At 69.4% G+C, this 24,592-nt stretch carries 22 protein-coding genes and 1 riboswitch; of the genes, 4 read left to right on the plus strand and 18 right to left on the minus strand.

All coding sequences use genetic code 11. The features are described from left to right. Nucleotides 1–6: 6 nt before the first annotated feature. Together AB0D59_RS21790 and AB0D59_RS21795 are read right to left on the minus strand one after the other, a co-directional pair. Entirely contained in the window at nucleotides 7–1,590 is a 1,584-nt protein-coding gene (locus AB0D59_RS21790) for a GMC oxidoreductase (RefSeq protein ID WP_362567881.1), read from the minus strand. Nucleotides 1,591–1,717: 127 nt separating this feature from the next. Beyond that, a complete protein-coding gene (locus AB0D59_RS21795; protein WP_362567645.1) occupies nucleotides 1,718–2,860 on the minus strand; it encodes a glycosyltransferase family 4 protein in 1,143 nt (380 codons plus the stop codon). A 111-nt stretch (nucleotides 2,861–2,971) separates the two neighbouring features. Here AB0D59_RS21795 and AB0D59_RS21800 point away from each other — a divergent pair, with 111 nt between their 5' ends. Beyond that, complete coding sequence (locus AB0D59_RS21800; protein ID WP_362567647.1) at nucleotides 2,972–4,207, plus strand: glycosyltransferase family 87 protein; 1,236 nt, start codon at nucleotides 2,972–2,974, stop codon at nucleotides 4,205–4,207. Nucleotides 4,208–4,219: 12 nt separating this feature from the next. Here the strand turns inward: AB0D59_RS21800 and AB0D59_RS21805 are convergent, their stop codons facing one another. The 5 genes from AB0D59_RS21805 to AB0D59_RS21825 all read right to left on the minus strand — a co-directional run bounded on the left by AB0D59_RS21805 (nucleotide 4,220) and on the right by AB0D59_RS21825 (nucleotide 9,766). Further along, nucleotides 4,220–5,416 carry a hypothetical protein gene (locus AB0D59_RS21805; protein ID WP_362567650.1) on the minus strand — a complete coding sequence of 399 codons (1,197 nt, stop codon included), beginning with the start codon at nucleotides 5,414–5,416 and terminating at the stop codon, nucleotides 4,220–4,222. Between the two features lie 30 nt (nucleotides 5,417–5,446). Then, the gene (locus AB0D59_RS21810) at nucleotides 5,447–6,463 is read right to left on the minus strand and encodes an NlpC/P60 family protein (protein WP_362567653.1); all 1,017 of its coding nucleotides are present in this window, start codon (nucleotides 6,461–6,463) and stop codon (nucleotides 5,447–5,449) included. Nucleotides 6,464–6,897: 434 nt separating this feature from the next. Then, nucleotides 6,898–7,932: an NlpC/P60 family protein gene (locus tag AB0D59_RS21815; RefSeq protein ID WP_362567655.1), complete on the minus strand. Its 1,035-nt coding sequence runs from the start codon at nucleotides 7,930–7,932 to the stop codon at nucleotides 6,898–6,900. A 210-nt stretch (nucleotides 7,933–8,142) separates the two neighbouring features. After that, entirely contained in the window at nucleotides 8,143–9,486 is a 1,344-nt protein-coding gene (locus tag AB0D59_RS21820) for an NYN domain-containing protein (protein ID WP_362567658.1), read from the minus strand. A gap of 40 nt (nucleotides 9,487–9,526) precedes the next feature. Continuing rightward, entirely contained in the window at nucleotides 9,527–9,766 is a 240-nt protein-coding gene (locus AB0D59_RS21825) for a hypothetical protein (protein ID WP_009309707.1), read from the minus strand. 152 nt (nucleotides 9,767–9,918) lie between these two features. On the opposite strand from AB0D59_RS21825, the gene AB0D59_RS21830 reads away from it, so the two are divergent. After that, nucleotides 9,919–10,662: a rhomboid family intramembrane serine protease gene (locus AB0D59_RS21830; protein WP_362567883.1), complete on the plus strand. Its 744-nt coding sequence runs from the start codon at nucleotides 9,919–9,921 to the stop codon at nucleotides 10,660–10,662. Next, nucleotides 10,659–10,940, plus strand: coding sequence for an Lrp/AsnC ligand binding domain-containing protein (locus tag AB0D59_RS21835; RefSeq protein WP_089101146.1), 282 nt, complete (start codon nucleotides 10,659–10,661; stop codon nucleotides 10,938–10,940). Before AB0D59_RS21830 ends, AB0D59_RS21835 begins: the two co-directional genes overlap by 4 nt. 25 nt (nucleotides 10,941–10,965) lie before the next feature. Here the strand turns inward: AB0D59_RS21835 and AB0D59_RS21840 are convergent, their stop codons facing one another. From AB0D59_RS21840 to AB0D59_RS21870, 7 genes are all read right to left on the minus strand, one after another. Then, nucleotides 10,966–11,631: a hypothetical protein gene (locus tag AB0D59_RS21840; RefSeq protein WP_362567662.1), complete on the minus strand. Its 666-nt coding sequence runs from the start codon at nucleotides 11,629–11,631 to the stop codon at nucleotides 10,966–10,968. 140 nt (nucleotides 11,632–11,771) lie between these two features. Continuing rightward, entirely contained in the window at nucleotides 11,772–13,151 is a 1,380-nt protein-coding gene (locus AB0D59_RS21845) for an aminotransferase class V-fold PLP-dependent enzyme (protein ID WP_362567665.1), read from the minus strand. Nucleotides 13,152–13,329: 178 nt separating this feature from the next. After that, nucleotides 13,330–13,446, minus strand: a riboswitch (SAM riboswitch). Between the two features lie 223 nt (nucleotides 13,447–13,669). Then, the gene (gene trpD, locus AB0D59_RS21850; RefSeq protein ID WP_362567668.1) at nucleotides 13,670–14,734 is read right to left on the minus strand and encodes an anthranilate phosphoribosyltransferase; all 1,065 of its coding nucleotides are present in this window, start codon (nucleotides 14,732–14,734) and stop codon (nucleotides 13,670–13,672) included. Nucleotides 14,735–14,900: 166 nt separating this feature from the next. Then, nucleotides 14,901–16,538 (minus strand): cytochrome bc complex cytochrome b subunit, encoded by a 1,638-nt coding sequence (locus AB0D59_RS21855; protein WP_362567671.1) that lies wholly within the window; start codon nucleotides 16,536–16,538, stop codon nucleotides 14,901–14,903. Then, nucleotides 16,535–17,593, minus strand: a complete 1,059-nt coding sequence (locus AB0D59_RS21860) for a Rieske 2Fe-2S domain-containing protein (protein ID WP_362567674.1) — start codon at nucleotides 17,591–17,593, stop codon at nucleotides 16,535–16,537. The genes AB0D59_RS21855 and AB0D59_RS21860 overlap by 4 nt, the downstream gene beginning before the upstream one ends. Beyond that, nucleotides 17,590–18,402 (minus strand): cytochrome c, encoded by an 813-nt coding sequence (locus AB0D59_RS21865; protein WP_362567677.1) that lies wholly within the window; start codon nucleotides 18,400–18,402, stop codon nucleotides 17,590–17,592. Before AB0D59_RS21865 ends, AB0D59_RS21860 begins: the two co-directional genes overlap by 4 nt. A gap of 77 nt (nucleotides 18,403–18,479) precedes the next feature. Continuing rightward, the gene (locus AB0D59_RS21870; RefSeq protein WP_351695412.1) at nucleotides 18,480–19,100 is read right to left on the minus strand and encodes a heme-copper oxidase subunit III; all 621 of its coding nucleotides are present in this window, start codon (nucleotides 19,098–19,100) and stop codon (nucleotides 18,480–18,482) included. A gap of 178 nt (nucleotides 19,101–19,278) precedes the next feature. On the opposite strand from AB0D59_RS21870, the gene AB0D59_RS21875 reads away from it, so the two are divergent. After that, entirely contained in the window at nucleotides 19,279–19,680 is a 402-nt protein-coding gene (locus AB0D59_RS21875) for a hypothetical protein (RefSeq protein WP_362567680.1), read from the plus strand. 106 nt (nucleotides 19,681–19,786) lie between these two features. On the opposite strand, the gene AB0D59_RS21880 is transcribed toward AB0D59_RS21875, so the two are convergent. The 4 genes from AB0D59_RS21880 to coxB all read right to left on the minus strand — a co-directional run bounded on the left by AB0D59_RS21880 (nucleotide 19,787) and on the right by coxB (nucleotide 24,288). Further along, nucleotides 19,787–21,049 carry an Ig-like domain-containing protein gene (locus tag AB0D59_RS21880; protein ID WP_362567683.1) on the minus strand — a complete coding sequence of 421 codons (1,263 nt, stop codon included), beginning with the start codon at nucleotides 21,047–21,049 and terminating at the stop codon, nucleotides 19,787–19,789. Between the two features lie 151 nt (nucleotides 21,050–21,200). Further along, a complete protein-coding gene (locus AB0D59_RS21885; protein WP_351325277.1) occupies nucleotides 21,201–21,599 on the minus strand; it encodes a cytochrome c oxidase subunit 4 in 399 nt (132 codons plus the stop codon). Then, nucleotides 21,596–23,329, minus strand: a complete 1,734-nt coding sequence (gene ctaD, locus AB0D59_RS21890; protein ID WP_362567686.1) for a cytochrome c oxidase subunit I — start codon at nucleotides 23,327–23,329, stop codon at nucleotides 21,596–21,598. The genes AB0D59_RS21885 and ctaD overlap by 4 nt, the downstream gene beginning before the upstream one ends. Then, nucleotides 23,326–24,288, minus strand: coding sequence for a cytochrome c oxidase subunit II (coxB, locus tag AB0D59_RS21895; protein WP_362567689.1), 963 nt, complete (start codon nucleotides 24,286–24,288; stop codon nucleotides 23,326–23,328). Before coxB ends, ctaD begins: the two co-directional genes overlap by 4 nt. Between the last annotated feature and the right edge of the window lie 304 nt (nucleotides 24,289–24,592).

The following is a 24,592-nucleotide window of genomic DNA, read 5'->3' on the forward strand; positions in this document are numbered from 1 at the left end:
GTCGGCTCACATGTCCTCGGCGAGAACCCGTTCCATCGTCCGCTCGGCGAGCGCGGTGATGGTCACGAACGGGTTCACGCCGATGTTCCCGGGCACCAGTGAGCCGTCCGTGACGTACAGCTTCGGATACCCCTTCACCCGGCCGTAGTCGTCGGTCGCCCTGCCCAGCACGCAGCCACCCAGCGGGTGGTAGCAGAAGTCGTCCGCGAACACCTTGCCGCCCGACCCGAACAGGTCGTACCGGTAGATCGTCGCGTTGGCCGAGTTGATCCGGTCGAAGAGCTTCTTGGCCATGGCGACCGAGACCGCGCTCTGGGCGGCGGTCCAGCCCAGCTTCACCCCGTCGCTCGCCGAGTCGTAGGTGAAGGAGGCCCGTTGCGGGTTCTTGGTGATCGCCAGGTACAGGCTGACCCAGGTCTCGAACCCGATGGGCAGCGGGGCGATCTCCGCGAAGACCGGGTTGTCGGTGTTGGCCCAGTCGTCGATGCCCATCACCGGCATGGTCGCCTGGTTGGCGCCGGTGGTGTCCCAGATGTGGTTGGCGCGCCCGAGCATGGTGTTGCCGTTGGTGCTCCACCCGGCGCCGACACTGGAGTTGAGCGCGGGCAGTGCTCCGGTGTCCCGGGCCCGTACGAGCAGTTCGGTGGTCCCGAGACTCCCGCCGCCGAGGAACAGGTAGGTACAGCTGTACTGCTTGCTCTCCACGACGGCCCCGGTCACGTCGATCCGGTCGACGCCGAGCAGCCAGCTCCCGTCGCCCGCCCGGCCGATGGACCGCACCTTCTCCATGGTGTGGATGGTGAGGTTGCCGGTGCCGAGGGCGGCGGCGAGGTAGGTCTTGTCGAGGCTCTTCTTGCCGTAGTTGTTGCCGTAGATGACCTCCTGGGCGAGCGCGGACCTGGTGGCGGTGCCGGCGGCTTCCTTCTGCATGTACCCGAAGTCGTAGACGTTGGGTACGAAGGTGGTCTTGAGGCCGGTGTCGGCGGCGGCCTTCCTGGAGGTCCGGGTGAACTGGTACCACTCGGTCGACTCGAACCAGGTGGCGTCGACGGTGTTGACGCCGAGCATGGAACGGGCGCGCGGGTAGTACGTGTTGTACATCGCGCCCGCGTCCACGGTCGGGAACTGCTCGCTGAAGTACGACTGGAGCGGGGTCACCGCCATGCCCCCGTTGACCAGCGAGCCCCCGCCCACACCGCGCCCGACGTACACGGACATGTTGTCGTAGTGCACCCGGTCCAGGACGCCGGGATAGGGGGTGATGTCCTTGTTGACGACGTCCAGCCAGAGGAAGCTGGCGAGCGGGGCCTCCGTGCGGGACTTGAACCACATGGATCTCTTGTCCGGGGCGGCGGTGGAGCAGAAGATCTTGCCGTCGGAGCCGGCCGTGTTCCACAGCTGCCCCATCTCGATCATCAGGGTCCGTACGCCGGCCTGTCCGAGCCGGAGCGCGGCCACGGCCCCGCCGTACCCGGAACCGACCACGATCGCGGGCGCGTTGTCGACGGCGGCCGCCTCCTCGGCGGCCTGCGCCGACTGGAGCCCGACACGGGTGAGACCGGCCGCGGCGGCGGTCTGGAGGGCGATCATGCCCAGGATGTGACGTCTTGTCAGCTGACGCTGCATCAGTTTTGCTGTCATGCGCGCAGCATGTGCGGATTTTCCGGTTCCGCCTAGAGGTACGGCGCCCTTTGCCGCAACCCCTTGAACCTGCCTTTTACAAAAGCTCCTTGAGCCGCTCCGCCAGCAGATCCCACCGCCACCTCTCCTCGACCCACGACCGCCCCCGCTCCCCCATGCGCCGCCGCAGCTCCGCGTCCCCCAGCAGCACGACGATCCGCTCGGCGGCCTCCTCCACCGAGCCGCCCCGCACCACCCACCCGGTCTCTCCGTCCAGCACCGCGTCGGGCGCCCCGCCGGAGTCCCCCGCCACCACCGGCAGCCCGGTGGCCGAGGCCTCCAGGTACACGATCCCGAGCCCCTCCACGTCCAGCCCGCCCCGCCGGGTCCGGCACGGCATCGCGAAGACGTCACCCGCGCCGTAGTGCGCGGGCAGCTCGGACCACGGCACGGCCCCCGTGAACCGCACCGACGCCTCGACCCCCGTCTCCCGGACCAGCCGCCGCAGCTCCTTCTCGTACGGGCCGCCGCCGACGATCAGCAGGACCGCGTCCGGCTGGGCGGCCAGGATCAGCGGCATCGCGAGGATCAGGGTGTCCTGCCCCTTGCGCGGCACCAGCCGCGACACGCACACGACCACCGGCCGCTCGCTCAGCCCCAGCCGCGCCCGCACCTCCGCGCCCCCGGACCCGGGATGGAACGTTTTCTCGTCCACCCCCGGCGGCAGCTGCACCATCCGCCCGGCCGCGGCCGGACCGAGCGCGGTGGCGATCCGCGAGCGCGTGTACTCGCCGAGATACGTGATCGTGTCGGTCGCCTCGCCGATCCGCCCGAGCAGCTGCCGGGCGGCGGGCAGCTGGGCCCAGCCGGCCTCGTGCCCGTGGGTGGTGGCGACCAGCCGCTGTGCCCCGGCCTTCCGCAGCGCCGGCGCCATCAGCCCGAGCGGAGCCGCCGCCCCGAACCACACGGACGTGCACCCGTGCTCCCGGAGCAGCCCGGCCGCGGTCCGGGTCGCCCCCGGCGTGGGCAGCAGCATCGTCGTACGGTCGCGTACGACGGTGAAGGGCTGCTCCGCGTCGAACGCGGCGGTGGCCAGGGCGCCCTCCCGGCTCCGCTTCCACGTGGACGCGTAGACGACGAGCCGCTCCGGGTCCAGCCGCAGGGCCATGTTGTGCAGAAAGGCCTGGATGCCGCCCGGCCGGGGCGGGAAGTCATTGGTCACGACGAGGGTCTTGTGCATCGCGGCCGACCTTACCCGCACAGTGTGTTCGGCCGTGCTTCATGGCCGTCGCACAGGGCGTCGGGAGATCATGTGGCGCACTCCCAGGCAGGGCGACGGACAGGGGCTCAGGTGGACAGGACGGGCGAGAGGCGTGCCCTGGCGTTGCTGCTGGTCGTCTGGGGTGCCACCCGGCTGGTGCTGCTGCTGTTCGTGCTGAAGGTGTTCGTGTTCCCGGGCGCGGACGTCACGACCGACGTGTCGGTGATCTACCAGGGGTGGTACGAGGTCCTCCGGCACGGAACGTTCCCTCTGGACGACGTCACCTGGCAGTACCCGCCCGCGGCCGCCCTGGCGATCCTCGCCCCCGGGATGCTGCCCTTCCTGTCCTACCCGACCGCCTTCTTCGTGCTGGCCTTCCTGGCCGACCTGGTGGTGCTCTCCCTCCTCCTCTACACGGGCCGGCGCCCCGGCCGCACCCTGCGCGGCGCCTGGATCTGGGTGCTCGGCGTGCCGCTCCTCGGCCCGACCGTCTACTCCCGCTACGACCTGATGGTCACCGCGGTCGCGGTCGCCGCGCTGCTCGCCGGGGCCCGGCACCCCCGGCTGATGGGCGCGCTGGCCGGCTTCGGCGTGATGGTCAAGGTGTGGCCGGCGCTCCTGCTGGTGGGTGCGGTGAAGCGGCGGGCCTGGACGTCGGCGGCGGTCACGGCCGGCGTCGTCGGCGCGCTGTTCGCGGTGGCCATGCCCGGAGCGTTCGCCTTCCTGACCTTCCAGCGGGACCGGGGCACCGAGGTGGAGTCGCTGGGCGCGCTCGTCCTGCACATCGCCCGGCACTACGGTTGGCAGGGCGAGGTGCTGCTCAACTACGGCTCGATCGAGTTCCTCGGCCCGCAGGTGAGGACGGTGAGCGCGGCGGCCCTGGTGCTGACCGCGTGCGCCTTCGGCTGGCTGCTGCTGTGGCGGCTGTGCGCGGCCCGCTTCCGGTCCCACACGCTCGCGGACGCCGCCTTCACCGCCGTTCTGATGTTCACGGTCACCAGCCGGGTGATCAGCCCGCAGTACATGGTGTGGCTGGTGGGCCTGGCCGCCGTCTGCCTCTGCTTCCGGGCCAGCCGGATGACCCTGCCGGCGGTCCTGCTCCTCCTGGCCGCCTTCGTGACGGTCCTGGAGTTCCCGGTCGGCTTCTCGCACGTGGTCGTCAGCGACTGGTACGGCATCACCCTGCTGCTCCTGCGCAACGGCCTGCTGGTCGCGGCGACGGTCTCGGCGGCCCGGCAGCTGTGGCGCTCCACGGTGACCGAGGCGTCGGCGGCTCCGCTGCCCGCTCAGGCCGCCCACGCGCAGGAGACCTCGGTCCCCTCCTGAGCGCGGGCCGGCTCAGTCGCCGAGCCGAGCCGTCAGGTAGTCCCGCCAGCGCGCGGTGAAGTCCGGCAGCGTGGTGCCGAGTTCCTTCCGCAGCGCGTCCTCGACGGCGCCCGTGCGGCCCTGGTGGGCGCCGACGGCCCGGTAGAAGGCGCCGAGCTTCTCCTCGCCCCAGCTGGCGGCGATCATCCGGCAGGCCAGCCAGCCGCCCTCGTAGGCCTCGGCCAGTTTGGTGGGGTCGTCGGTGAAGCCGAAGTCCTGGTCCGCCGGGAGGTTCTCCGGGACGTCCCCGGCCTCGACGGCGCGGGCCAGTTCCGGTGCGGCCTCGGTGGGTGTGCGGCCGCTGTCGAGATAGCCGATCCAGTCGGCGTACCCCTCGGAGAGCCAGAGGGGGGTGGCGGCCGAGGTGTGGGCGCGGGTGGCGACATGGGTCGTCTCGTGGGTGAGGACCACCTGCTTGCCGACCGGGCCGAGGACGGCGTACGCCTCCGGGTTGAGGATGACCCGGTCCGCCGGGGCCTGGCCGGAGCCTCCCGCCTCGCCGGTGGTGACGGCGGCGATGCCCCGGTAGTTGGAGGCGGGGGCGCCCAGCAGGCCCGCCATGCCGTTCAGCGACTGGGGTACGACCAGGACCACCCGCTGGGTCCAGTCCGTGCCCCAGGCCTTGGAGACCTCGGGGACGGCGGTGTCGGCGAGACCGGCGTAGTCCCGCAGGGTGTCCCTGGACTGGCCGACACCGAGAACCAGGCTGTGCGCGCCCTTGACGGCCGTCACCGTGCCCTGGTCCCAGAGCTGCTGCCCCGACTTTCCGGCCGGCTGGTCGGCGGCGACGTACCAGTGGCCGTCGGCGGTGCGGCTGAGGGTCAGGGTGCGGTCGGTGGTGACCGGCGCCTTGTCGTAGCCCTGGATGCGGTAGCGGAGCTGGGCGTCGGCGGTGGCCTCGGCGCCATCGGGGTGAAGGGCGGTCAGCCGGTAACTCCAGTCCGCGAGCGGTACGGCCCGCAGGTCCGCGTACGAGGCCCGGGTGCCGGTCTCGGCGTAGGCCCGCTCGTCGTGGCCGAGGACGGCGGCCGCGCGCCGGTCCAGGACCTGCTGCACCTCGGCCATCGCCGACCCGGTCGCTGCCTGCCCGCCGCCGCATCCCGTCAGCGGCAGGAGCAGCAGACACAGCCCCGCCGCTCCTGAGCGCCACGCTCGCCTGCCACCAGCCACTTTCCGATCGTACGGGTCGGGGCCCGGAAGTCAGGGCCGGGTGACGGAGGAGATGGGCATCATCCCGACCGGGTCGTAGCGGACCGGGGCGCCCGGGTAGGGGGCGTGGATGACCTGTCCGTTGCCGACGTACATCCCCACATGGCTGGCGTCGGAGCGGTAGACGACCAGGTCACCGGGTTGCGCCTGGGAGAGCGGGACCTGGTGGCCGGCGTGGCGCTGCTCCTGCGAGGTGCGCGGCAGATGGATCCCGGCCTGCGCGTACGACCACTGCATGAGGCCCGAGCAGTCGAAGCCGGAGGGGCCGCTGGCACCCCACACGTACGGCTTGCCGAGGGCGGCCCGGGCGGCGGCCACCGCGGCGGCGGCGCGGACGTCGGGGGCGGTGACACCGGAGAGGTCCGGCAGGTCGGCGCGGCCGTCGCCGCGGGAGGCGTGCTCGAAGGCGGCGCGGTCGGCGGCGGGCAGCGCGTTGAGCAGCCGCCGGGCCTTGGCGAGCTTCTGCTCCACGGTGGCCTTGTGGGAGGCGACCGCCTTGCGGCTGTGCTCCAGCTGGGTGAGTTTCCCGGCGGCCTCGCTGCGCTCCTGGGCGAGTTCGCGCATCGCCGCCTGGAGTTCCCTGAGCTGCCCGGCCTGGCGGAGGTCGATGCGGTCGAGGAGGGAGGCCCGGTCGAGGTACTCCTCGGGGTCGTCGGAGAACAGCAGGGCGACGGTGGGGTCGATGCCGCCGGAGCGGTACTGGGCGCCGGCGAGCGAACCGAGCGCCTCCCGCATGGCGTTGATGCGCTGCTGCTGGCGGGCGATGCGGTCCTGCGAGTCGTTCACCTCGTGGCGCAGCGCGCCGGCCCGCTCGTCGGCCTTGTTGTAGGCCTCGGTCGCTTCTTCTGCCTGCCGGTACAGCCGGTCCACCTCGGCGCGGGTGCCCCCGTTCGGGGCCGCGCTCGCGGGTACGGCGCCGAGCGCGGCTGCCGCGGCCGACAGCGCGCAGAGGGCGGCACCGGCGCCCCGGTTGAACCCGGACGGTGCGAGACGGCGATGAAACCCCACGGGAAACCGCACTCCTTGCGTTTGTCGGACGCCGACGGTCTCCCCCGGGTACAGGGGGAAACGCGCCAGACACTGACGCCCTCCCCCGCCCGAAGACGGGGAATTCCGGTCCGCACCGCAAGGCGGCGCCACCACGGGTTCCTGTTTCACAGGCCACCGCCAACCCGTGTGGGCTGGTCCTACGCGGCCTCCGCAGGCGTGACTTCCCGCCCGTCCGGCGGTAGGTCCGACAACTCTGTCGCCGGACGCGGCGATGCTAGCCATACGACCGGCCGACGGCCAAAGACCTCTCACGGCCGCACAACGTGACGCCCCGCCGCTGACGCAGGTCACCGGCGGGGCGTGGAGTCATCTTCGGTTGTCGCGATTCGCCCGTTCGGGCGCCACCGCGGGTTGATCTTGGGCCGTACGGGTGTCGCCGTAACCCGTCGGGGTCAGATCCGGACGCCGAACTCGAACGTCATGTTGCCGATCGACTCGTAGCGCACCACGGCACCGGTGTGCGGGGCGTGCAGCACCTGGCCGTTGCCCGCGTAGAGGCCGACGTGGTGGTAGTCGCCGTAGAAGATCACCAGGTCGCCGACCTTGAGGTCGCTCTGGCTGTAGATGCGGGTGCCCGCGTTGGCCTGGGCCTCGGAGGTGCGGGGGATGGTGACGCCGGCCTGGGCGTAGGCCCAGGAGGTCAGGCCCGAGCAGTCGAAGGAGGACGGGCCGGAGGCGCCGTAGACGTACGGCGAGCCGATCACGGACTGGGCGGCGGCGAAGGCGGAGGCGGCCCGGCCGGAGGCGGAGCCGGTGTTGCCGAGGTCCACGCGGGAGGAGGCGCGGCTGGCGGCCTGGGCCTGTTCGGCGTCCAGGGCGGCCTTCTCCTTGGCCGTCAGGGTGTTGAGGAGCTTCTGCGCGTCGGCGAGCTTGGACTGGACGGCGCTCTTCTGCTTGGCCAGCTCGGTGCGGGTGGCGGAGAGGTCCTTGAGCTTGTCCGTCGCCTCTGCCCGCTCCTGGGCGAGTTCGCGCTGTTTGTCCTGAATCTTCTTCAGGGCCTCGACCTGCTGGCCGCTCAACTGGTCGAGCGTGGACGCCTTGTCGAGGTAGTCGTCCGGGTCGGACGAGAGGAAGAGCTGGACCGACGGGTCTATGCCGCCGGAGCGGTACTGCGCGGTGGCCAGGGAACCGAGGCTGTCGCGCAGCTTGTTGAGGTCCTCCTGACCACGGGCCACATTGTCCTGGATCGTGGAGATTTCCTTCTGCAGCTTCTGCTGCTTCTCCTTGGCTCCGTCCAGCTTCTCGGTGGCCTGCTCGGCCTCCTCGTAGAGCTTGTCGACCTTCGCCTTGACCTCGTCCTTGGTCAGCTTCTCGCTCGGTGCCGCGTTGGCGGCGTTGGCGCTGAGGACGACGGCAGCGGCGGCTGCGGTGGTCAGCACGGTCACGCGCGCGCGACTCGGCTGCTTGGGTCGACGATGGGACGCCACGGAGACGGGCTCCTTCGTTTGAGTGATCACCCGTGTGGAGGTTCGAGGCCCGACCCTAGTGACCTTCCTGTGATCAGTTCAAACCCAACAGCGAAAAAACTGGTCACGCAACGCACTCTTTGCACATAACTCACGTGCCGTAATGCTCGATTGACGCTACGTTGCGTGACGGTTCGGTCAATTCGGGCATTGCATATGTCCGTTGAACCTTCAGGACAGTCGCTTCAGAAGCATCGCAGAAGCCACCGGACGGGCCCCCGCCTTGGCGACCCCGTCGGCGACCTCGCGGTCGGTCGAGGCGACGATCACCGGCCGGCCCGGCGGCTCGGCGCGCACCAGCTGGCGGATCAGTTCGTCCGCGGTGACACCGGGCTTGGAGAAGAGGACCCTGACCCCGCGCGGCGGGGCGAGCAGCACCGGCGCGGCCAGTTCGGCGCCGTCGAAGACACAGGTGACCTCGGCGCCGGTCTGCGCGGCGAGCTGGGAGAGCTGGCCGAGCAGCCGCAACCGCTGCTTCTCCAGCGGCATCTGCGGATAGCCGGTCTTGGTCACGTTGTAGCCGTCGACCACCAAGTGCGCCTGAGGCAGGGCGAGTAGCTGATCGAGAATGGCCGGGTCGTTCTCGGAGAGCGCCCGGGCCGCGATGTCCTTCGGGGTCATTCGTCCCGGTTCGACCGCGTCCACGGTCTCGGCGGGCCGCACCGACACCGGCGGCAGCGCCAGTTCGCGGCGCAGGCCCTGGGCCGCGTCCAGGACGGTGTCGAGCAGCAGCCGTACTCTCATGTCCTCGACGCTGCGCCCCTCGCGGGCGGCCCGGCGGCTGGCCTCCAGGGCGGCCTCGACCTCGCCGAGCCGGGCCTTGAGCCGCCGCCCCTCGCTCTCGGCGGCGGACACCTGGGCCTGCCCCTCGGTGCGCACCGACTCCATCTCGCCCTGCATCTTGCGCAGCGCGGCCTCACCGCGCTTGACGTCACTGAGGGCCGCGCGCAGCTTGCGGTGAAGCGATTCCGCTTCCCTCTTCGCCGAGTACAGCTCGGCGCGCAGCCGCTCCGCCTCGGCACGGGTCTGCTCCCGGGCCCGGTCCAGCTCCTCGCGCAGCCGCTCCAGCTCGGCCCGGCTCTCCTCGTCGGCGCGCTCGGCGTCGGCCCGCTGGGCCTCCTCGCCGGCCGCCGCCACCAGCTTCACCCAGCCCGTGGGGCGCAGTACGTAGGCCGCGGCCGCCACGTCCAGCGGGTCCGCGGCCGGGGGCGGGGAGCCGGAGTCGAGGGCGCCGGCGAGTTCCGGCTGGGCCTCTCTGAGCTTCTCCCCGATCCGCTGCCGGAAGAGGGTGTCCGTCTCCAGCGCCGTCGCCATGGCGTTCCCGGCGAACTTGGCCCGTCGATTCGGGGCGAAACGGGCGTACTGCCGCAGCTGGGCGGGCAGTTCGGCGACGGTCAGCCCGCCGAAGCCGTCCGACACGATCTGCACGACACGCCGTCGCACGCCGTCGGGCAGCGGACGGTCAAGCACCTCAGCGGTGCCGTCGCCCGGCCCCCCGCCTGTGGTCTCCACCATCCGTCACACCCCATCACCTGTGCGGGGCCGCCTCCCGGTCTCAGGAGTCGGCACCCGGCCTGTCCACGAGTTCCACCTGGTCCACCGCGTTGCACCAGCGACAGCGCACCGACTCGATGGTCTCACTGACCACCTCGCGCTCCTCGACCTTGGGCTCACCGGCCAGGTCGAGGTGCACGTACTCCACGACCTTCGACGAGCGGGTCACGTCGAAGCGCGTGAGGTTGCCGCAGAGGGTGCAGCGCCACCGCGTCGTGGCAGTCGGCAGGGGAACCGTCATCGTGGCTGTTCGCTTCCTTCTAGTGTCCGTGACGCGCCGTCCCGACGCGTGTGGCTCGTTACCCTACGGCCTGGCGAGTACTCGACGCCGCCCTGTCCGCGGCGGCGAGGCGATCTGCACCGGTGCATCCCGTTACGCCATGCTCTATGTCCATGATCGGCAACTGGAACACGACGGCCGTCCGGACCTTGCGGAGCCTGCGGAACACGTCGGCACCCATGACGTACACCCTGATCGCCGTGTGCTGCCTGATCTTCGTGCTCGGCCCGGCGTCCGGCTTCACCCCGTCCTACGGCACCGGGGACGCCCTGGCGGCCGCCCAGCGCGCGTACTTCCGGCGCTGGGGGGTGGTTCCCGCCGACGTGTTCGACGGTCCGGCGCGGGAGGCGCTCACCCCGGCCACGGCGCTGTTCATCCACGGCAGCTGGGTGCACCTGCTCGGCAACATGCTCTTCCTCTTCGTCTTCGGGGCGATGACCGAGGAGCGGATGGGGCGCGTGGAGTTCACCCTCTTCTACATCGGCTGCGGCTATCTCGCGCTGCTCGGCTACGCGGCCGCCAACGCCACGTCCCAGCAGTCGCTGGTGGGGGCGTCCGGGGCGATCTCGGCGGTCCTCGGAGCGTTCCTGTACCTGTTCCCCAGCGCCCGCGTGACCAGTCTTCTGCCGTTCCTCTTCTTCCTGCCGCTCCGGTTCCCGGCCTGGGTGGTGCTGCCCTTCTGGGCGGCCCTGCAGTGGCTCGCCCTGGACCAGGCCCCCTCCGGCCCCGGCGTGGCCTACCTGGCCCACCTGGTCGGCTTCGGGCTCGGCCTCGGCTACGCGTGGGTGCGGTACGGCCGTGGGACTAAAGTGAAGGCCGCCCCAGCTCCGGCACCCGAGGGAGAGAACCAGCCGTGATCACCGCGATCGTCCTCATCAAGACCAGCGTGGACCGGATCCCCGAGATCGCGGAACGGATCGCCGCGCTGGACAGCGTCAGCGAGGTCTTCTCGGTCACCGGTACCTACGACCTGATCGCCATGGTCCGGGTGAAGCAGCACGAGGACCTCGCCGAGGTCATCCCCGGCTCCATCAGCAAGATCCCCGGCGTGGAGGCCACGGACACGCACGTCGCGTTCCGCACGTACTCCCAGCACGACCTGGAGGCGGCCTTCGCCATCGGCCTGGACAGCTGAACCGGCGGTCCAGGCCGGGCGGGCGTCAGTGCCGCAGGGCCGGTGAGCCGACGGGCGCACGTCGCCCGGCACTGCGGTAGGCCGAGACACCCACGGCGAGCAGCCAGTAGCTGAGCATCGCCCCCATCAGGGCGGTGGTGCCCCAGCCGTTCGCCGCGTAGAAGTGCGCGGGGTCGTTGCCGAAGAACACGGACGGCACGAAGGCCAGGTTGACCGCTGCCAGGACGTGGGCGGAACGACCGGTCCAGCGTGGCAGCAGGCCGGTGCGGGAGATCCCGTAACCCACCGCGGTCAGGCAGAGGGCGAGCATCAGGCGGCTGATCGACCCGTACAGGACGTAGGTGCCGCTGACCGCGATGGTCGGGTCGATCGGGTGGTCCGCGGCGATGACCGCGCCGCCTTCCAGTCCGCTGGAGACCAGAGTGATCGTCGCGTACACCAGTCCGGTCGCGAAGGCCATCGAGCCGATCCATTCACTGGCCGGGTCGGCCCGCTTGACCAGTTCGCGGAAGGCCGTCACGAACACGACCACGAACGCCAGCCCGAAGATCCCGACCAGCAGCCTGGTCAGGACGTTCGAGTCCGGCGGCGGACCGGAGTAGACGAAGTACAGCGGTACCTCGACGATGAAGGCGGCCGCCGCGGTGATGGAGGCGAGGCCCGTCAGGCGCCTCGCGACGGTTTCGTTCATGGGTGTGCCCCCGGTTCCAGGTGTCGGATTCCTCGTCGGCCCGTTGCCGACTACATGAATCCTGGCGTTCACGACGCTCCTCGTCGCTGGGCCTGGACACCGGATCGGGGGGTGGTCCTACCGACACCCCCGCGGGTGGGTCAGCTCACCGCCGGGACACAGCGGCCGTCCTCCGTGCGGTACGACCACTTCGCCCCGTCGGTCACCAGTTCCCGCACCGCGTCGACGAAGCGCTCCACGTGCTCGTCCGGCGTGCCCGCCCCGAAGCTCACCCGGATGGCGTTGAGGGACTTCTCGCCGGGTGCCGCCTCCGGCGCCCCGCACTCGCCCTGGGTCTGCGGGTCGGAGCCCAGCAGGGTCCTGACCAGCGGGTGGGCGCAGAAGAGGCCGTCGCGGACCCCGATGCCGTACTCGGCGGAGAGGGCGGCGGCGAAGTGGGAGCTGTTCCAGCCGTCCACCACGAAGCTGATCACTCCGACGCGCGGGGCGTCGTCGCCGAAGAGGGAGAGGACCCGGACCTCGGGAACCTCGGCGAGCCCCGCCCGCACCTTCTCGATCAGGTGCTGCTCGCGGGCGACCAGCGTGTCGAAGCCGGCCTCGGTGAGTGCCTTGCAGGCGGAGGCGATGGAGTAGGCGCCGATGACGTTGGGCGAGCCCGCCTCGTGCCGCGCGGCGCTCTCGTGCCACTCCACGGCCACTCCCCCGTCCTCCCGCCGGGTGACCTTGCGGCTGGCGCCGCCGCCCGCGAGGTAGGGCTCGGCGGCCTGCAGCCAGTCGGCGCGGCCGGCCAGCACGCCGGAGCCGAAGGGGGCGTACAGCTTGTGGCCGGAGAAGGCGACCCAGTCGACGTCCAGGTCCCGGACGGACACGGGGTGGTGCGGGGCCAGCTGGGCGGCGTCCAGGACGATCCGGGCGCCGTGCGCGTGCGCGGCGGCCGCCAGCTCCCGTACGGGCCACAGCTCGCCGGTGACGTTGGACGCGCCGGTGACGCAGACCAGGGCCGGGCCGTGCCCTCCCTCACTGGACACAGTGCGGTCGGCGAGGGCGCGCTCCAGGGTCTCGACGGCCTGCCGCGGGGTGCGGGGCGCGTCGAGGTAGGTGACCCGGGCGTCCTTCCAGGGGAGCAGGCTCGCGTGATGCTCGGTCTCGAAGACGAAGACCTGGCAGTCGGCGGGGACGGCGGCGGCGAGCAGGTTGAGGGAGTCGGTGGTGGAGCGGGTGAAGACCAGCTGGTCGTCGGGGCGGCAGTCGAGGAACTCGGCGACGGTCCGGCGGGCGTTCTCGAAGAGGTCCGTGGAGAGCTGGGAGAGGTAGCCGGCGCCGCGGTGGACGCTGCCGTAGTAGGGGGCGTACGCCGCCACGTCGTCCCAGACCCGCTGGAGGGCGGGGGCGCTGGCCGCGTAGTCGAGGGCCGCGTAGGTGACCTCGCCGCCGGTGACGAGCGGGACGGTGACATCCCCGCCCAGAACGGGCAGCGGGGCACAAAGGGACTGGGCGGTGGCAGCGGTGGCGACAGACATGGCGAACTCCTGTGAGAGGCGAGCGAAATCGCCGGCCGGACGACGCGTCGACGGCACGGGAAAAGGTGAAAGGGGTACGCGGAGGCGGGGCTCGACGCCCTATCGCATTCGCTTGCTCACAGAAGGCTCCCTCGACGACCAGGACCCCTGGGCTGTGCTCATTCAAAAGAGCGTGAGGGGTCCGCGCTTGCCGTAGACCTCGCTGCCTACGGCCTGGTCTTCACCCGGGGCACCCCGCCACGGACGGAGGGTTGCCGGACAGTCGGCCGGGGCCTCATGACTGTCACTCATGACCTGGCAAGAAAAGTAAGTGAAGTGATCGCCGACGCGCAACTCCTGTCCGGATGACGGAACACCGCCAGGGACCGACGCCGGCTCGCCAACGCCGGGAAGGCTGTCTGTGGTTGCGCTCCGGCGCGGCGGGGAGAGGGGGAACTCATCCCCGCCGCAACGGCGGTCAGCCACGACGGCGTAGTCCGGCGGTGCCGTACCGCGCCTCGGCCCGCCGACCGCGGCCCCTACCTGTTCGTCGCCGCCGCCCAGCGCTCCAGCGCCCGCTTGGCCGCGCCCGAGTCGATGGACTCCGCTGCCTTGTCCATGCCGGCGCGGATCTGCTCGGCCAGCGTTCCGGTGCCCGGGTCCAGGGCCACCAGTGCCGCCGCCGAGTTCAACAGGACCGCGTCGCGGACCGGGCCCGTCTCGCCGTCCAGGAGGCGGCGGGCGACCTCCGCGTTGTACGACGGGTCGCCGCCGCGCAGCGCCTCCACCGGGACCAGCTCGATGCCGACGTCCCTCGGGTCGAAGGTCTCCTCGGTGACCTTGCCGTCGCGGACGATCCAGACGTGGGACGTGGCGGTGGTCGTCAGCTCGTCGAGGCCGTCGTCGCCGCGGAAGACCAGCGAGGAGTTGCCGCGCTCGGCGAAGACGCCCGCCACGACCGGTGCCATGCGCGGATCCGCGACGCCGACCGCCTGGGCCCGCACCTGCGCGGGGTTGGTCAGCGGGCCGAGGATGTTGAACACCGTGCGGATGCCCAGCTGGCCGCGGGCCGCGCCCGCATGGCGCAGCGCCGGGTGGAACTTGACGGCGAAGCAGAAGGTGATGCCGGCCTCCTCGGCGACCTCGGCGACCCGCCGCGGGGTCAGGTCGAGGTTGACGCCGAGCTTCTCCAGCACGTCCGAGGCACCGGACGCGGAGGACGCCGCCCGGTTGCCGTGCTTGACGACCTTCGCCCCGGTGCCGGCCACCACCAGCGCCGACATCGTGGAGATGTTCACCGTCTTGGCGCCGTCGCCGCCGGTGCCGACGATGTCGACCGTGCGGCCCGGTACCTCGATGACGTTGGCGTGCGCGTACATCGTGCGGACCAGGCCGTTGATCTCGTCGACCGTCTCGCCCTTGGCCCGCAGGGCGACGACGAAACCGGCGATCTGGGCGTCGGTCGCCTGGCCGCGCATGATCTGGTCCATCGCCCAGGCCGTCGCGTCCGCGCTCTGGTCCTCGCCGTACAGCAGCGCGTTCAGTACCTCGGGCCAGGAACGGCCCGCCGCGGTGTCGCCTCCAGCGGGGGTCACAGCGCTCATAAGGCCGCTCCTGATCGTCGTACCGGCAAGAAAACAGTGTCAGGCCCACCCTATCCAGCCCCGGGCGCGGCGAAGGGCCCCCGTCCTCCCCTAGTCCTCGAACAAACTCAGACCGGGGGCCCATCCGGACGGGGGCCCTTCGACCGTGTTGTGGCGACGCGGTCGATCAGTGGTGGCCGTGGCCGCTCGTGATCTCCTTGTACTCCTCGACGGTGGGCTTCGGGATCTGGTTGTCCTCGCCGTAGTAGGCGCCGCTCAGCTTGGCGCGGAGCTTCTCGGACCCCTTGATCTTGCGCTCGACACCGTTCTCGTCCACCGCCGCGCCGACCTGGGCCGGCTCGTACTGGTGGTGGGCCGTGAGGGTGTGCAGCTGCTCCTGGCTGAGCGGCTCGTGCACCTCGATGAACTCACCGTGCGGCAGCCGCTTGATGATGCCGGTCTCGCGGCCGTGCAGCACCTTCTCGCGGTCCCGGCGCTGCAGGCCGAGGCAGATCCGCTTGGTGACGAGGAACGCGATCACCGGTCCGGCGAAGAAGAAGATCCGGACGAACCAGGTCACGTCGTTGATCGACAGATGGAAGTGGGTGGCGATGAGGTCGTTGCCACCACCGACCAGGCCCACCATGTACACGGTCACCCAGGCGACACCGAACCCGGTACGGGTCGGGGCGTTGCGCGGCCGGTCCAGGATGTGGTGCTCGCTCTTGTCCCCGGTGACCCAGGACTCGATGAACGGGTAGAGCGCGATCGCGCCCAGCACCAGACCGAACAGGACCAGCGGGATGAAGACGCCCAGGACCAGGGTGTGGCCCCAGAAGTTGATCTCCCAGCCGGGCATGTAACGGATCAGGCCCTCGGCGAAGCCCATGTACCAGTCGGGCTGGGCGCCGGTGGACACCTGGTCCGGACGGTAGGGGCCCATGGCCCAGATCGGGTTGATCTGGGTGGTCGCCGCGATGGCCGCGATGACACCGAAGACCAGGAAGAAGAAGCCTCCGGCCTTGGCCATGTAGACCGGCAGCAGCGGCATGCCGACGACGTTCTTCTCGCTCTTTCCGGGACCCGCGAACTGCGTGTGCTTGTGGTAGAAGACCAGGATCAGGTGGCCCACCACCAGGCCGAGCATGATGCCCGGCAGCAGCAGGATGTGGATCGAGTAGAACCGCCCCACGAAGTCGTGGCCGGGGAACTCGCCGCCGAAGAGGAAGTACGAGATGTACGTGCCGACGATCGGCATCGACAGGATGGCGCCCTCGGTGAAGCGGACACCGGTGCCGGAGAGCAGGTCGTCCGGGAGCGAGTAACCGGTGAAGCCGGTGAACATGCCCAGGACGAACAGCAGGAAGCCGAACAGCCAGTTGATCTCACGCGGCTTGCGGAACGCGCCGGTGAAGAACACGCGCATCATGTGCACGAACATGCCGGCGAGGAAGATCAGCGCCGCCCAGTGGTGGATCTGCCGGATGAGCAGACCACCGCGCACGTCGAAGGAGATGTGCAGGGTCGAGCTGAACGCCTCGGACATCATCTGTCCCTGGAGCGGGACATAGCTGCCGTGGTACACCACCTCGTTCATCGACGGGTGGAAGAACAGCGTCAGGTACACACCCGTCAGGATGATGATGATGAAGCTGTACAGGCACACTTCGCCCAACATGAACGACCAGTGGTCGGGGAAGATCTTGCGCATGTTGGACTTGGCCAGGGAGTAGATCCCGAGCCGTCCGTCGGCCCAGTCGGCGACGCGCTCGCCGGCCGGCGCCTTCCCGCGTTCGCGGGACTCTGTGTTCTCTGTAGTGCTCATCCGCGCTCCCAGAAAGCAGGACCGACGGGCTCCTCGAAGTCGCCGAGCGCCTGGAGGTAGCCCTCCTCGCTCACACCGATGCGCAGCTGCGGCAGGGCGTGACCGGCCGGGCCGAAGATCACTCGGGCACCGTCGGAGAGGTCGAAGGTGGACTGGTGGCACGGGCAGAGCACGTGGTGGGTCTGCTGCTCGTACAGCGAGATCGGGCAGCCCACGTGGGTGCAGATCTTCGAGTAGGCCACGATGCCCTCGTGGGACCACTCGAGCTCGCGCTTGTCCTTGATGTTGTCCGGCTGCAGCCGGATGATCATCAGGGCCGCCTTCGCCATCACGTTCTGGAAGTCCTCCTGGGACTCCTCGACGCCCTCGGGCTTGGCGAAGGTCAGCGAGCCGACGGCGACGTCGGAGGGACGCAGCGGCTCGTTGGTGTTCATGTTGACGAGCAGCTTGCCCTTCGACCACGCCGTGTGGCGCAGCGAGGTGCCGGGCAGCGGGCCGAGGTCGCGCAGCAGCACGACACCGGAGAGCGGGACCAGGGTCAGCGCGCCGAACATGGTGGTGCGGATCAGCTTGCGCCGGCCGATCGCCGACTCCTTGGCGCCCTGCTTGAAGTCGGCCAGGACCTTGGCCTTGACCTCCGGCGGGGCCGAGATGGCGTGCCGCTCGTCGGCGACCTCCACGTCGGACATCAGGGTGCGGGCCCAGTGGACCGCTCCCGCGCCGATGCAGAACAGCGCCACACCGAGGGTCAGACCCAGCGCGAAGTTCAGCGCGCTGATGTGACCGATCGGGAAGACGAAGATCGACTTGTCTTTCGGGATCGTCACATAGGAGGCGATGAAGCCGACGGTGGCCAGCATCGACACCGTGAACAGCAGGGCCACGACGCGCTCGGACCGCTTGGCGGCCCGCTCGTCGACGTCCTGGATCCGGTGCTCGTGAGGCGGCAGACCGGGGTCCGCGAACGGGTCCTTCTCGTCCGCGATGCTCACGGCGCCGTGCGCGTGGCCCTGCTCAGCGGGCAGGTTCTCTTCTGGAATCTCTTGGCTACTCATGACTTCTTGGCCTTTGCGGTCCGAGCGGCGACCCAGACGGCGACCGCGATCAGGGCGCCGAGACCGAAGATCCACGCGAACAGACCCTCGCTGACCGGCCCGAGGCCGCCCAGGTCGAGACCGCCGGGGTTCACCGTCTTGGGGCTGTTGACCGCGTCGAGGTACGCGATGATGTCCTTCTTGTTCTTCTCCGACAGCGTGGTGTCGGGGAAGGACGGCATGTTCTGCGGGCCCGTCTGCATGGCCTCGTAGATGTGCTTCGGGTCGACGCCTTCCAGGCTCGGCGCGAACTTGCCCTTGGTCAGCGCGCCACCCGCACCCACGAAGTTGTGGCACTGCGCGCAGTTGGTGCGGAAGAGCTCGCCGCCCGCGGCGATGTCGGCACCGCCCGGGCCGTACTGCTCCTTGGTGGGCACCTCGGGACCGGCGCCCAGCGAGGCGATGTACGTCGCGAGCTGGGTGATCTGGGCCTGGGTGTAGATGTTCTTCTTCGCGACGACCTGCGGGCCCTGCGAGGTGGCCGCCGGCATACGGCCGGTGCCGACCTGGAAGTCGACGGCCGCGCCGCCCACGCCGACCAGGCTGGGACCGTCGGACGAACCCTGACCGCCGGTGCCGTGGCAGCTGGCACAGCCGACCGAGTAGAGCTTCTTGCCCTCCTCAATGGTCAGGGACTGGGAGGTTTCATCGGCCTGCGCCTGGCCCGCGGGCGCGAGCGCGGCGTACAGCCCCCCAGTGGCCGCCAGCGCAAAGAGTAGGACGACGACCGCCGCCAGCGGATGGCGTCGTCGTGCGGAGAGCTTTTTCACGGATTACCCCGGTGTCAGGATCTTCTGCGTCGATGCTTCTGGGTTGTGCGCTTCTGCAGCGCGTGGAGCCGGCCCGGCTACTTGATCAGGTAGATCGTGGCGAAAAGGCCGATCCAGACGACATCGACGAAGTGCCAGTAGTAGGACACGACGATGGCCGCGGTCGCCTGCTCGTGCGTGAAGCGCTTCGCCGCGTAGGTGCGGCCGAGGACGAACAGGAAGGCGATGAGGCCGCCCGTCACGTGCATGCCGTGGAACCCGGTGGTCAGGTAGAACACCGAGCCGTACGGGTCGGAGGAGAGCGAGATGCCGTCCTCCTTCACCAGGCTGGTGTACTCGTAGATCTGACCGCCGATGAAGATCGCGCCCATCACGAAGGTGACGATGAACCAGCCCCGGAGCTTCTTCACGTCCCCGCGCTCGGCGGCGAACACGCCGAGCTGGCAGGTGAGGGAGGAGAGCACCAGGATCGTGGTGTTCGTCGCGGAGAACGGAATGTTGAGATGGCTCGCCATCTCCTTCCAGTGATCCGGACCGGTCACCGATCGCAGGGTGAAGTACATCGCGAAGAGGGCCGCGAAGAACATCAGCTCGGAACTCAGCCAGATGATGGTTCCGACGCTGGTGAGGTTCGGCCGATTGACCGACGGGTGCGCGTGCCCGGTTTCTACTGTCGTTGCTGTCGCCACGACCGACATTATGTCGGTCGCTTATCTCGCGCTCACTCCGGGGGGTGCCGTTCGGGGTGTCCGCACCGTGTGTACTGCCCGGATGGCCCATCGAAGCGGTGTTCCAACAGGTGTTGACGAGGTGTCCGGAGGAGTAGCATCCGGCGCATCGGTCCTGTCCGTACGACGCTGACGTCTCGGAGGAACAATGCAGCCGACCGCCACGGTGCTGGTCTACAGCGACGATTCCAACACCCGCGAGCAGGTACGGCTGGCCGCGGGCCGGCGGCCTGCTCCCGATGTGCCGTTCGTCGAGTTCGTGGAGTGCGCGACGCCTCAGGCGGTCGTCACCGAGCTGGACAAGGGCGGCATCGACGTGTGCGTGCTGGACGGCGAGGCCGTGCCGCTGGGGGGCATGGGGGTGTGCCGGCAGATCAAGGACGAGGTGTTCAACTGCCCGCCGGTGCTGCTGCTGATCGGGCGGCCGCAAGACGCGTGGCTGGCCACGTGGAGCCGGGCGGACGCGGCTGTGACGCTGCCGGTGGATCCGGTGGAGTTCGCGGCCGCCCTGGCGTCCTTGCTGCGGCAGCGGAGGCTGCAGAGCGCCTAGGAAGGCGTAGGGCGCTGGTCGCGTGCGCGAGTGCCGGTCGTGTGCGGCTGGTCGCGCCCGCGCGGGCGGTAGCCGCATATCGGCTACCGCCCGCGCCTGTGGTTTCTCACACTGACGTCGGCTGCAAACGCGCCGCGTCCTGGGGCTTCGGGCCGTCCGGGGTGCCGTTGACGAGGGCGCTGCCGCCCCGCCAGTCCTTCCAGGCGAGGTTCCAGTCGCCGAAGCCGTTGCCGAAGTGCTCCATCTCCTCGCCGTTGGAGTTGACGACCTTCACCAGGTCGCCCGGGTGGAAGGTGTCGAAGAACCACTCGGCGTTCGAGGTGTTCATGCCGGTGCAGCCGTGGCTGACGTTCGCGTACCCCTGGGAGCCCACCGACCAGGGGGCGGCGTGGACGTACTCGCCCGACCAGGTCACCCGGGTGGCGTAGTAGACCGGCAGGTCGTACGAGTCCGAGGTGCCCTCGGCGATGCCGACCGTACTGCCGCGCATGCGTACGAAGTACTGCTTCTCCAGTACGACCTTGACACCGTTGCGGGTCTCGAAGCCCGGCTTGCCGGTGGTGATGGGGATCTGGTTGATCTCCTTGTCGTTCTTGTACACCGTCATCTGGTGGGCGGCGGCGTCCGTGACGGCGAGGAGCTTGTCGCCGATGGTGAACTTCAGGGGCGTGGCCGCGCCGCCCCACAGACGGTCGCTGATCTTGACGCCCTCCAGGTTGCTGTGCACCTGGAGGGTGGCGTGCGCCGGCCAGTAGTCCTTGGGCCGGTAGTGGAGTTCCTTGTCGCTCACCCAGTACCAGGCCCCGTCGACGGCGGGGACGGAGTCGACCCTGAGGGCGCGCTCCACGACGGCGCGCTGGGCCTTGTCCTTGACCGCGTGGTCGAGTTGGGCGGTGACGGGCTGGCCGACGCCGTACTCGCCCGCCTTGGGGCCGAAGGTGACCTTCAGCCGCTGCTGGGTGGTGGGCATGCTGGTGTCGAAGGTGAGGACCTTGCGGCCGGGCGCGCCGTCCTCGTCCTCGGTGCTGACCTGGACCGTGTAGTGGGCGTTGGCGGCCAGCGGGGAGGTGCTGTGCCAGCGACTGCCGTCGGCGTCGAGTTCGCCCGCCACATGGCGACCGGTGGCGTCCTCGGCCGTGACGTCCGTGATCCGGTCCTCGTCGCTCTTGGCGACGACCTCCAGCGGCTTGTCGGGGTCGGCACGCTTCCCGGCGCCGGTAGGGGTGTTGAAGGAGACCTGGTCCGCCGCGTCGTACGGCTTGCCCGACAGCGGGTTGCCGTCCGATCCGCAGGCGGTGACGCCCGCGCCGAGGGCGGTCACCAGCAGGGTGCAGCTGACGACGGTACGGGCGCACGGGGAGTGACTCATATGGTCACGCTATGAGAGGTTTTCCGGACCGGCACGCCAGGTACTCCGGACGGGCGACCGGCGCTGCGCCGAAGGTGGAACGGCCGCAGAAGCAAGAGCCCGGACCCTCCTGACAGAGGATCCGGGCTCCCGGTGTGCGCTCGGCGCGTGCTTACTGGGTGCGGTTCTCACCGCGGTAGTACTCGAACACCCAGCCGAAGAGACCGATCATGATGATGGGCGCCGAGAAGTACAGCAGCCACCAGCCGACGGCGACACCGAGGAAGGCCAGCGCGCCACCGATACCGAGGGCGAGCGGCTGCCAGCTGTGCGGGCTGAAGAAGCCCACCTCGCCCGCCTCGTCCGCGACATCGGCCTCCTTGTTGTCCTGGGCACCGGCGTCCACCCGCGAGGCCGTGAAGCCCAGGTAGAAGCCGATCATGATGCACAGGCCGAAGGCCATGAAGAGCGCCGTGGTACCGGCCGCCTCCTTCGACCACACGCCATAGACGATCGCCATGGCGAGGACGAAGACGCTCAGCCACACGAACATGCGGCCCTGGATCTTCACTTGCCGGCCTCCTTGCTGCCCGTGACAGCGGCGGCGGCGACGTGACCGTGCTCCAGCTGCTCCAGGGCGGCGATCTCAGGGTGGTGCAGGTCGAACGCCGGGGATTCGCTGCGGATCCGCGGCAGGGTGACGAAGTTGTGCCGCGGCGGCGGGCAGGAGGTCGCCCACTCCAGCGAACGGCCGTAGCCCCATGGGTCGTCGACCTCGACCTTCTTGCCGTACTTGGCCGTCTTCCAGACGTTGTAGAGGAACGGCAGGATCGACAGGCCGAGCAGGAAGGAGCTGATCGACGAGATCGTGTTCAGGGTGGTGAAGCCGTCCTGCGCCAGGTAGTCGGCGTACCGGCGCGGCATGCCCTCGGCGCCCAGCCAGTGCTGGACCAGGAAGGTGCCGTGGAAGCCGATGAACAGCGTCCAGAAGGTGATCTTCCCGAGCCGTTCGTCGAGCATCTTGCCCGTCATCTTCGGCCACCAGAAGTGGAAGCCGGAGAACATCGCGAAGACGACCGTGCCGAAGACCACGTAGTGGAAGTGGGCCACCACGAAGTACGAGTCGGAGACGTGGAAGTCCATCGGCGGCGAGGCCAGGATGACACCGGTCAGACCACCGAAGGTGAAGGTGATCAGGAAGCCGGTGGCCCAGAGCATCGGGGTCTCGAAACTCAGTGACCCCTTCCACATCGTTCCGATCCAGTTGAAGAACTTCACGCCGGTCGGTACCGCGATGAGGAACGTCATGAAGGAGAAGAACGGCAGCAGCACACCGCCGGTGACGTACATGTGGTGCGCCCACACCGTCACGGACAGACCGGCGATCGCGATGGTCGCCGCGATCAGACCCATGTAGCCGAACATCGGCTTGCGGGAGAAGACCGGGATGACCTCGGAGATGATGCCGAAGAACGGCAGGGCGATGATGTACACCTCTGGATGGCCGAAGAACCAGAAGAGGTGTTGCCAGAGCAGGGCTCCGCCGTTTGCCGCATCGAAGACATGTGCCCCGAATTTCCGATCCGCCTCCAGCGCGAACAGCGCGGCGGCGAGGACGGGGAAGGCGAGCAGCACCAGGACGGCGGTCAGCAGCACGTTCCACACGAAGATCGGCATGCGGAACATGGTCATGCCGGGAGCGCGCATGCAGATGATCGTGGTGATGAAGTTGACCGCGCCGAGGATCGTGCCGAAGCCGGAGAAGGCCAGACCCATGATCCACATGTCGGCGCCGAGACCCGGCGAGCGGACCGCGTCCGACAGCGGGGAGTAGGCGAACCAGCCGAAGTCGGCCGCGCCCTGCGGGGTGAGGAAGCCACCGACCGCGATGGTCGAACCGAACAGGTAGAGCCAGTAGGCGAACATGTTCAGCCGCGGGAACGCGACGTCCGGCGCACCGATCTGGAGCGGCATGATCCAGTTCGTGAAGCCCGCGAACAGCGGCGTCGCGAACATCAGCAGCATGATCGTGCCGTGCATCGTGAACGCCTGGTTGAACTGCTCGTTCGACATGATCTGCAGACCGGGGCGAGCGAGCTCGGCGCGCATGAGCAGCGCCATCACTCCACCGATCAGGAAGAACGCGAACGACGTGACCAGATAGAGCGTTCCGATGGTCTTGTGGTCGGTGGTCGTCAGCCACTTCACCACGACATTGCCGGGCTGCTTGCGCCTGACCGGCAGCTCGTCAGCGTACGAGCCTTCAGCCGCGGCACCCTGGGGTTCGTTGAGGATGCTCACAGGTTGTTCGTCTCCCGGTTCTTCTCGTGGCTCGTCTGCGCGATGCCGGCGGGAACGTAACCGGTCTGCCCCTTCTTGACGAGGTCCTTGAGGTGCTGCTGGTAACGCTCGGGCGAGACGACCTTCACGTTGAACAGCATCCGGGAGTGGTCGACGCCGCAGAGCTCGGCGCACTTGCCGAGGAAGGTGCCCTCCTGATTGGGGGTCACCTGGAACGCGTTGGTGTGGCCCGGGACGACGTCCATCTTCATCAGGAACGGCACCACCCAGAAGTCATGGATGACGTCACGCGAGGTGAGGACGAAGCGGATGGTCTCACCCTTGGGGAGCCAGAGCGTCGGACCGGGGTTGCCGGTCTGCGGGTTCTTGGTGCCCGGCGTACCGACGTCGTAGACGCCACCGGCGTTGGCCGGGAATTCCTTCTTGAACCGGTCCGGAATGGCGTCCAGGTTCGCGTCGGTCTTCGCGTCGCCGGGGACACCGTCGACGGGCGTGATGTAGTTGAAGCCCCAGCTCCATTGGAAGCCGACCACGTTGACCGTGACGTCGGGCTTCTTGTCGGTGAGGCTGAGCAGCTTCGTCTCGTCACGCGCGGTGAAGTAGAACAGCACCGAGACGATGATGAGCGGAACCACCGTGTACAGCGCCTCGATCGGCATGTTGTACCGGGTCTGGGCCGGCACCTCGATCTTGGTGCGACTGCGCCGGTGGAAGATGGCGCTCCAGATGATCAGACCCCACACCAGCACGCCGACGACGAGCGCGGCGGCCCAGGAGCCCTGCCACAGGGAGAGGATCCGCGGAGCCTCTTCCGTGGTCGGGGTGGGCATACCAAGGCGGGGGAAGTCCTTGTATGTGCAACCGGTGGCGGTCGCAAGGACCAGGCCCGCGGTCATTGCCTGCAGCAGCTTCCGCCGCATCGGGCGCCGCGGCGAGCGGTCGGAGCCGTTGGGACTCACGTAGCGCCTTCCCGAGAGTCTCGCCCGCGCGGTTCGGCTGCGGCCTTCTCGCTGGTCGGTCGCCGCCCTGCGTCGGGCAGGGGTTTGGATGTTTATGCGGACCAAACCCTAGCCGACGCGATTCGGGGGTTCGCGGGGAGGGGGGCATACGCGTCGCCTGTCACTCGGTTGGGGTGGGAATGGGCGCCCAATAGCTCGGGTTGTCGCGGTTTGCGTGGCGAGTGCGGGTGCGATGTGGCCTGTCTCGCCCGCCCGGCGGAGCCGCATATCAGCACAGCCCCGCGCCCCTGGGGCTGCCGCAGTT

Origin of the sequence: Streptomyces sp. NPDC048417, assembly GCF_040651615.1 — a bacterium.
GTDB lineage: Bacteria > Actinomycetota > Actinomycetes > Streptomycetales > Streptomycetaceae > Streptomyces.

Bases quoted from the DNA above. Each gene is read 5' to 3' on its own strand.
- AB0D59_RS21790 (WP_362567881.1), bottom strand. From the start codon at position 1,590: ATGATCGCCCTCCAGACCGCCGCCGCGGCCGGTCTCACCCGTGTCGGG.
- AB0D59_RS21795 (WP_362567645.1), bottom strand. From the start codon at position 2,860: ATGCACAAGACCCTCGTCGTGACCAATGACTTCCCGCCCCGGCCGGGC.
- AB0D59_RS21820 (WP_362567658.1), bottom strand. From the start codon at position 9,486: ATGGTGGAGACCACAGGCGGGGGGCCGGGCGACGGCACCGCTGAGGTG.
- AB0D59_RS21825 (WP_009309707.1), bottom strand. From the start codon at position 9,766: ATGACGGTTCCCCTGCCGACTGCCACGACGCGGTGGCGCTGCACCCTC.
- AB0D59_RS21830 (WP_362567883.1), top strand. From the start codon at position 9,919: ATGATCGGCAACTGGAACACGACGGCCGTCCGGACCTTGCGGAGCCTG.
- AB0D59_RS21840 (WP_362567662.1), bottom strand. From the start codon at position 11,631: ATGAACGAAACCGTCGCGAGGCGCCTGACGGGCCTCGCCTCCATCACC.
- AB0D59_RS21845 (WP_362567665.1), bottom strand. From the start codon at position 13,151: ATGTCTGTCGCCACCGCTGCCACCGCCCAGTCCCTTTGTGCCCCGCTG.
- trpD (WP_362567668.1), bottom strand. From the start codon at position 14,734: ATGAGCGCTGTGACCCCCGCTGGAGGCGACACCGCGGCGGGCCGTTCC.
- AB0D59_RS21855 (WP_362567671.1), bottom strand. From the start codon at position 16,538: ATGAGCACTACAGAGAACACAGAGTCCCGCGAACGCGGGAAGGCGCCG.
- AB0D59_RS21860 (WP_362567674.1), bottom strand. From the start codon at position 17,593: ATGAGTAGCCAAGAGATTCCAGAAGAGAACCTGCCCGCTGAGCAGGGC.
- AB0D59_RS21870 (WP_351695412.1), bottom strand. From the start codon at position 19,100: ATGTCGGTCGTGGCGACAGCAACGACAGTAGAAACCGGGCACGCGCAC.
- AB0D59_RS21875 (WP_362567680.1), top strand. From the start codon at position 19,279: ATGCAGCCGACCGCCACGGTGCTGGTCTACAGCGACGATTCCAACACC.
- AB0D59_RS21880 (WP_362567683.1), bottom strand. From the start codon at position 21,049: ATGAGTCACTCCCCGTGCGCCCGTACCGTCGTCAGCTGCACCCTGCTG.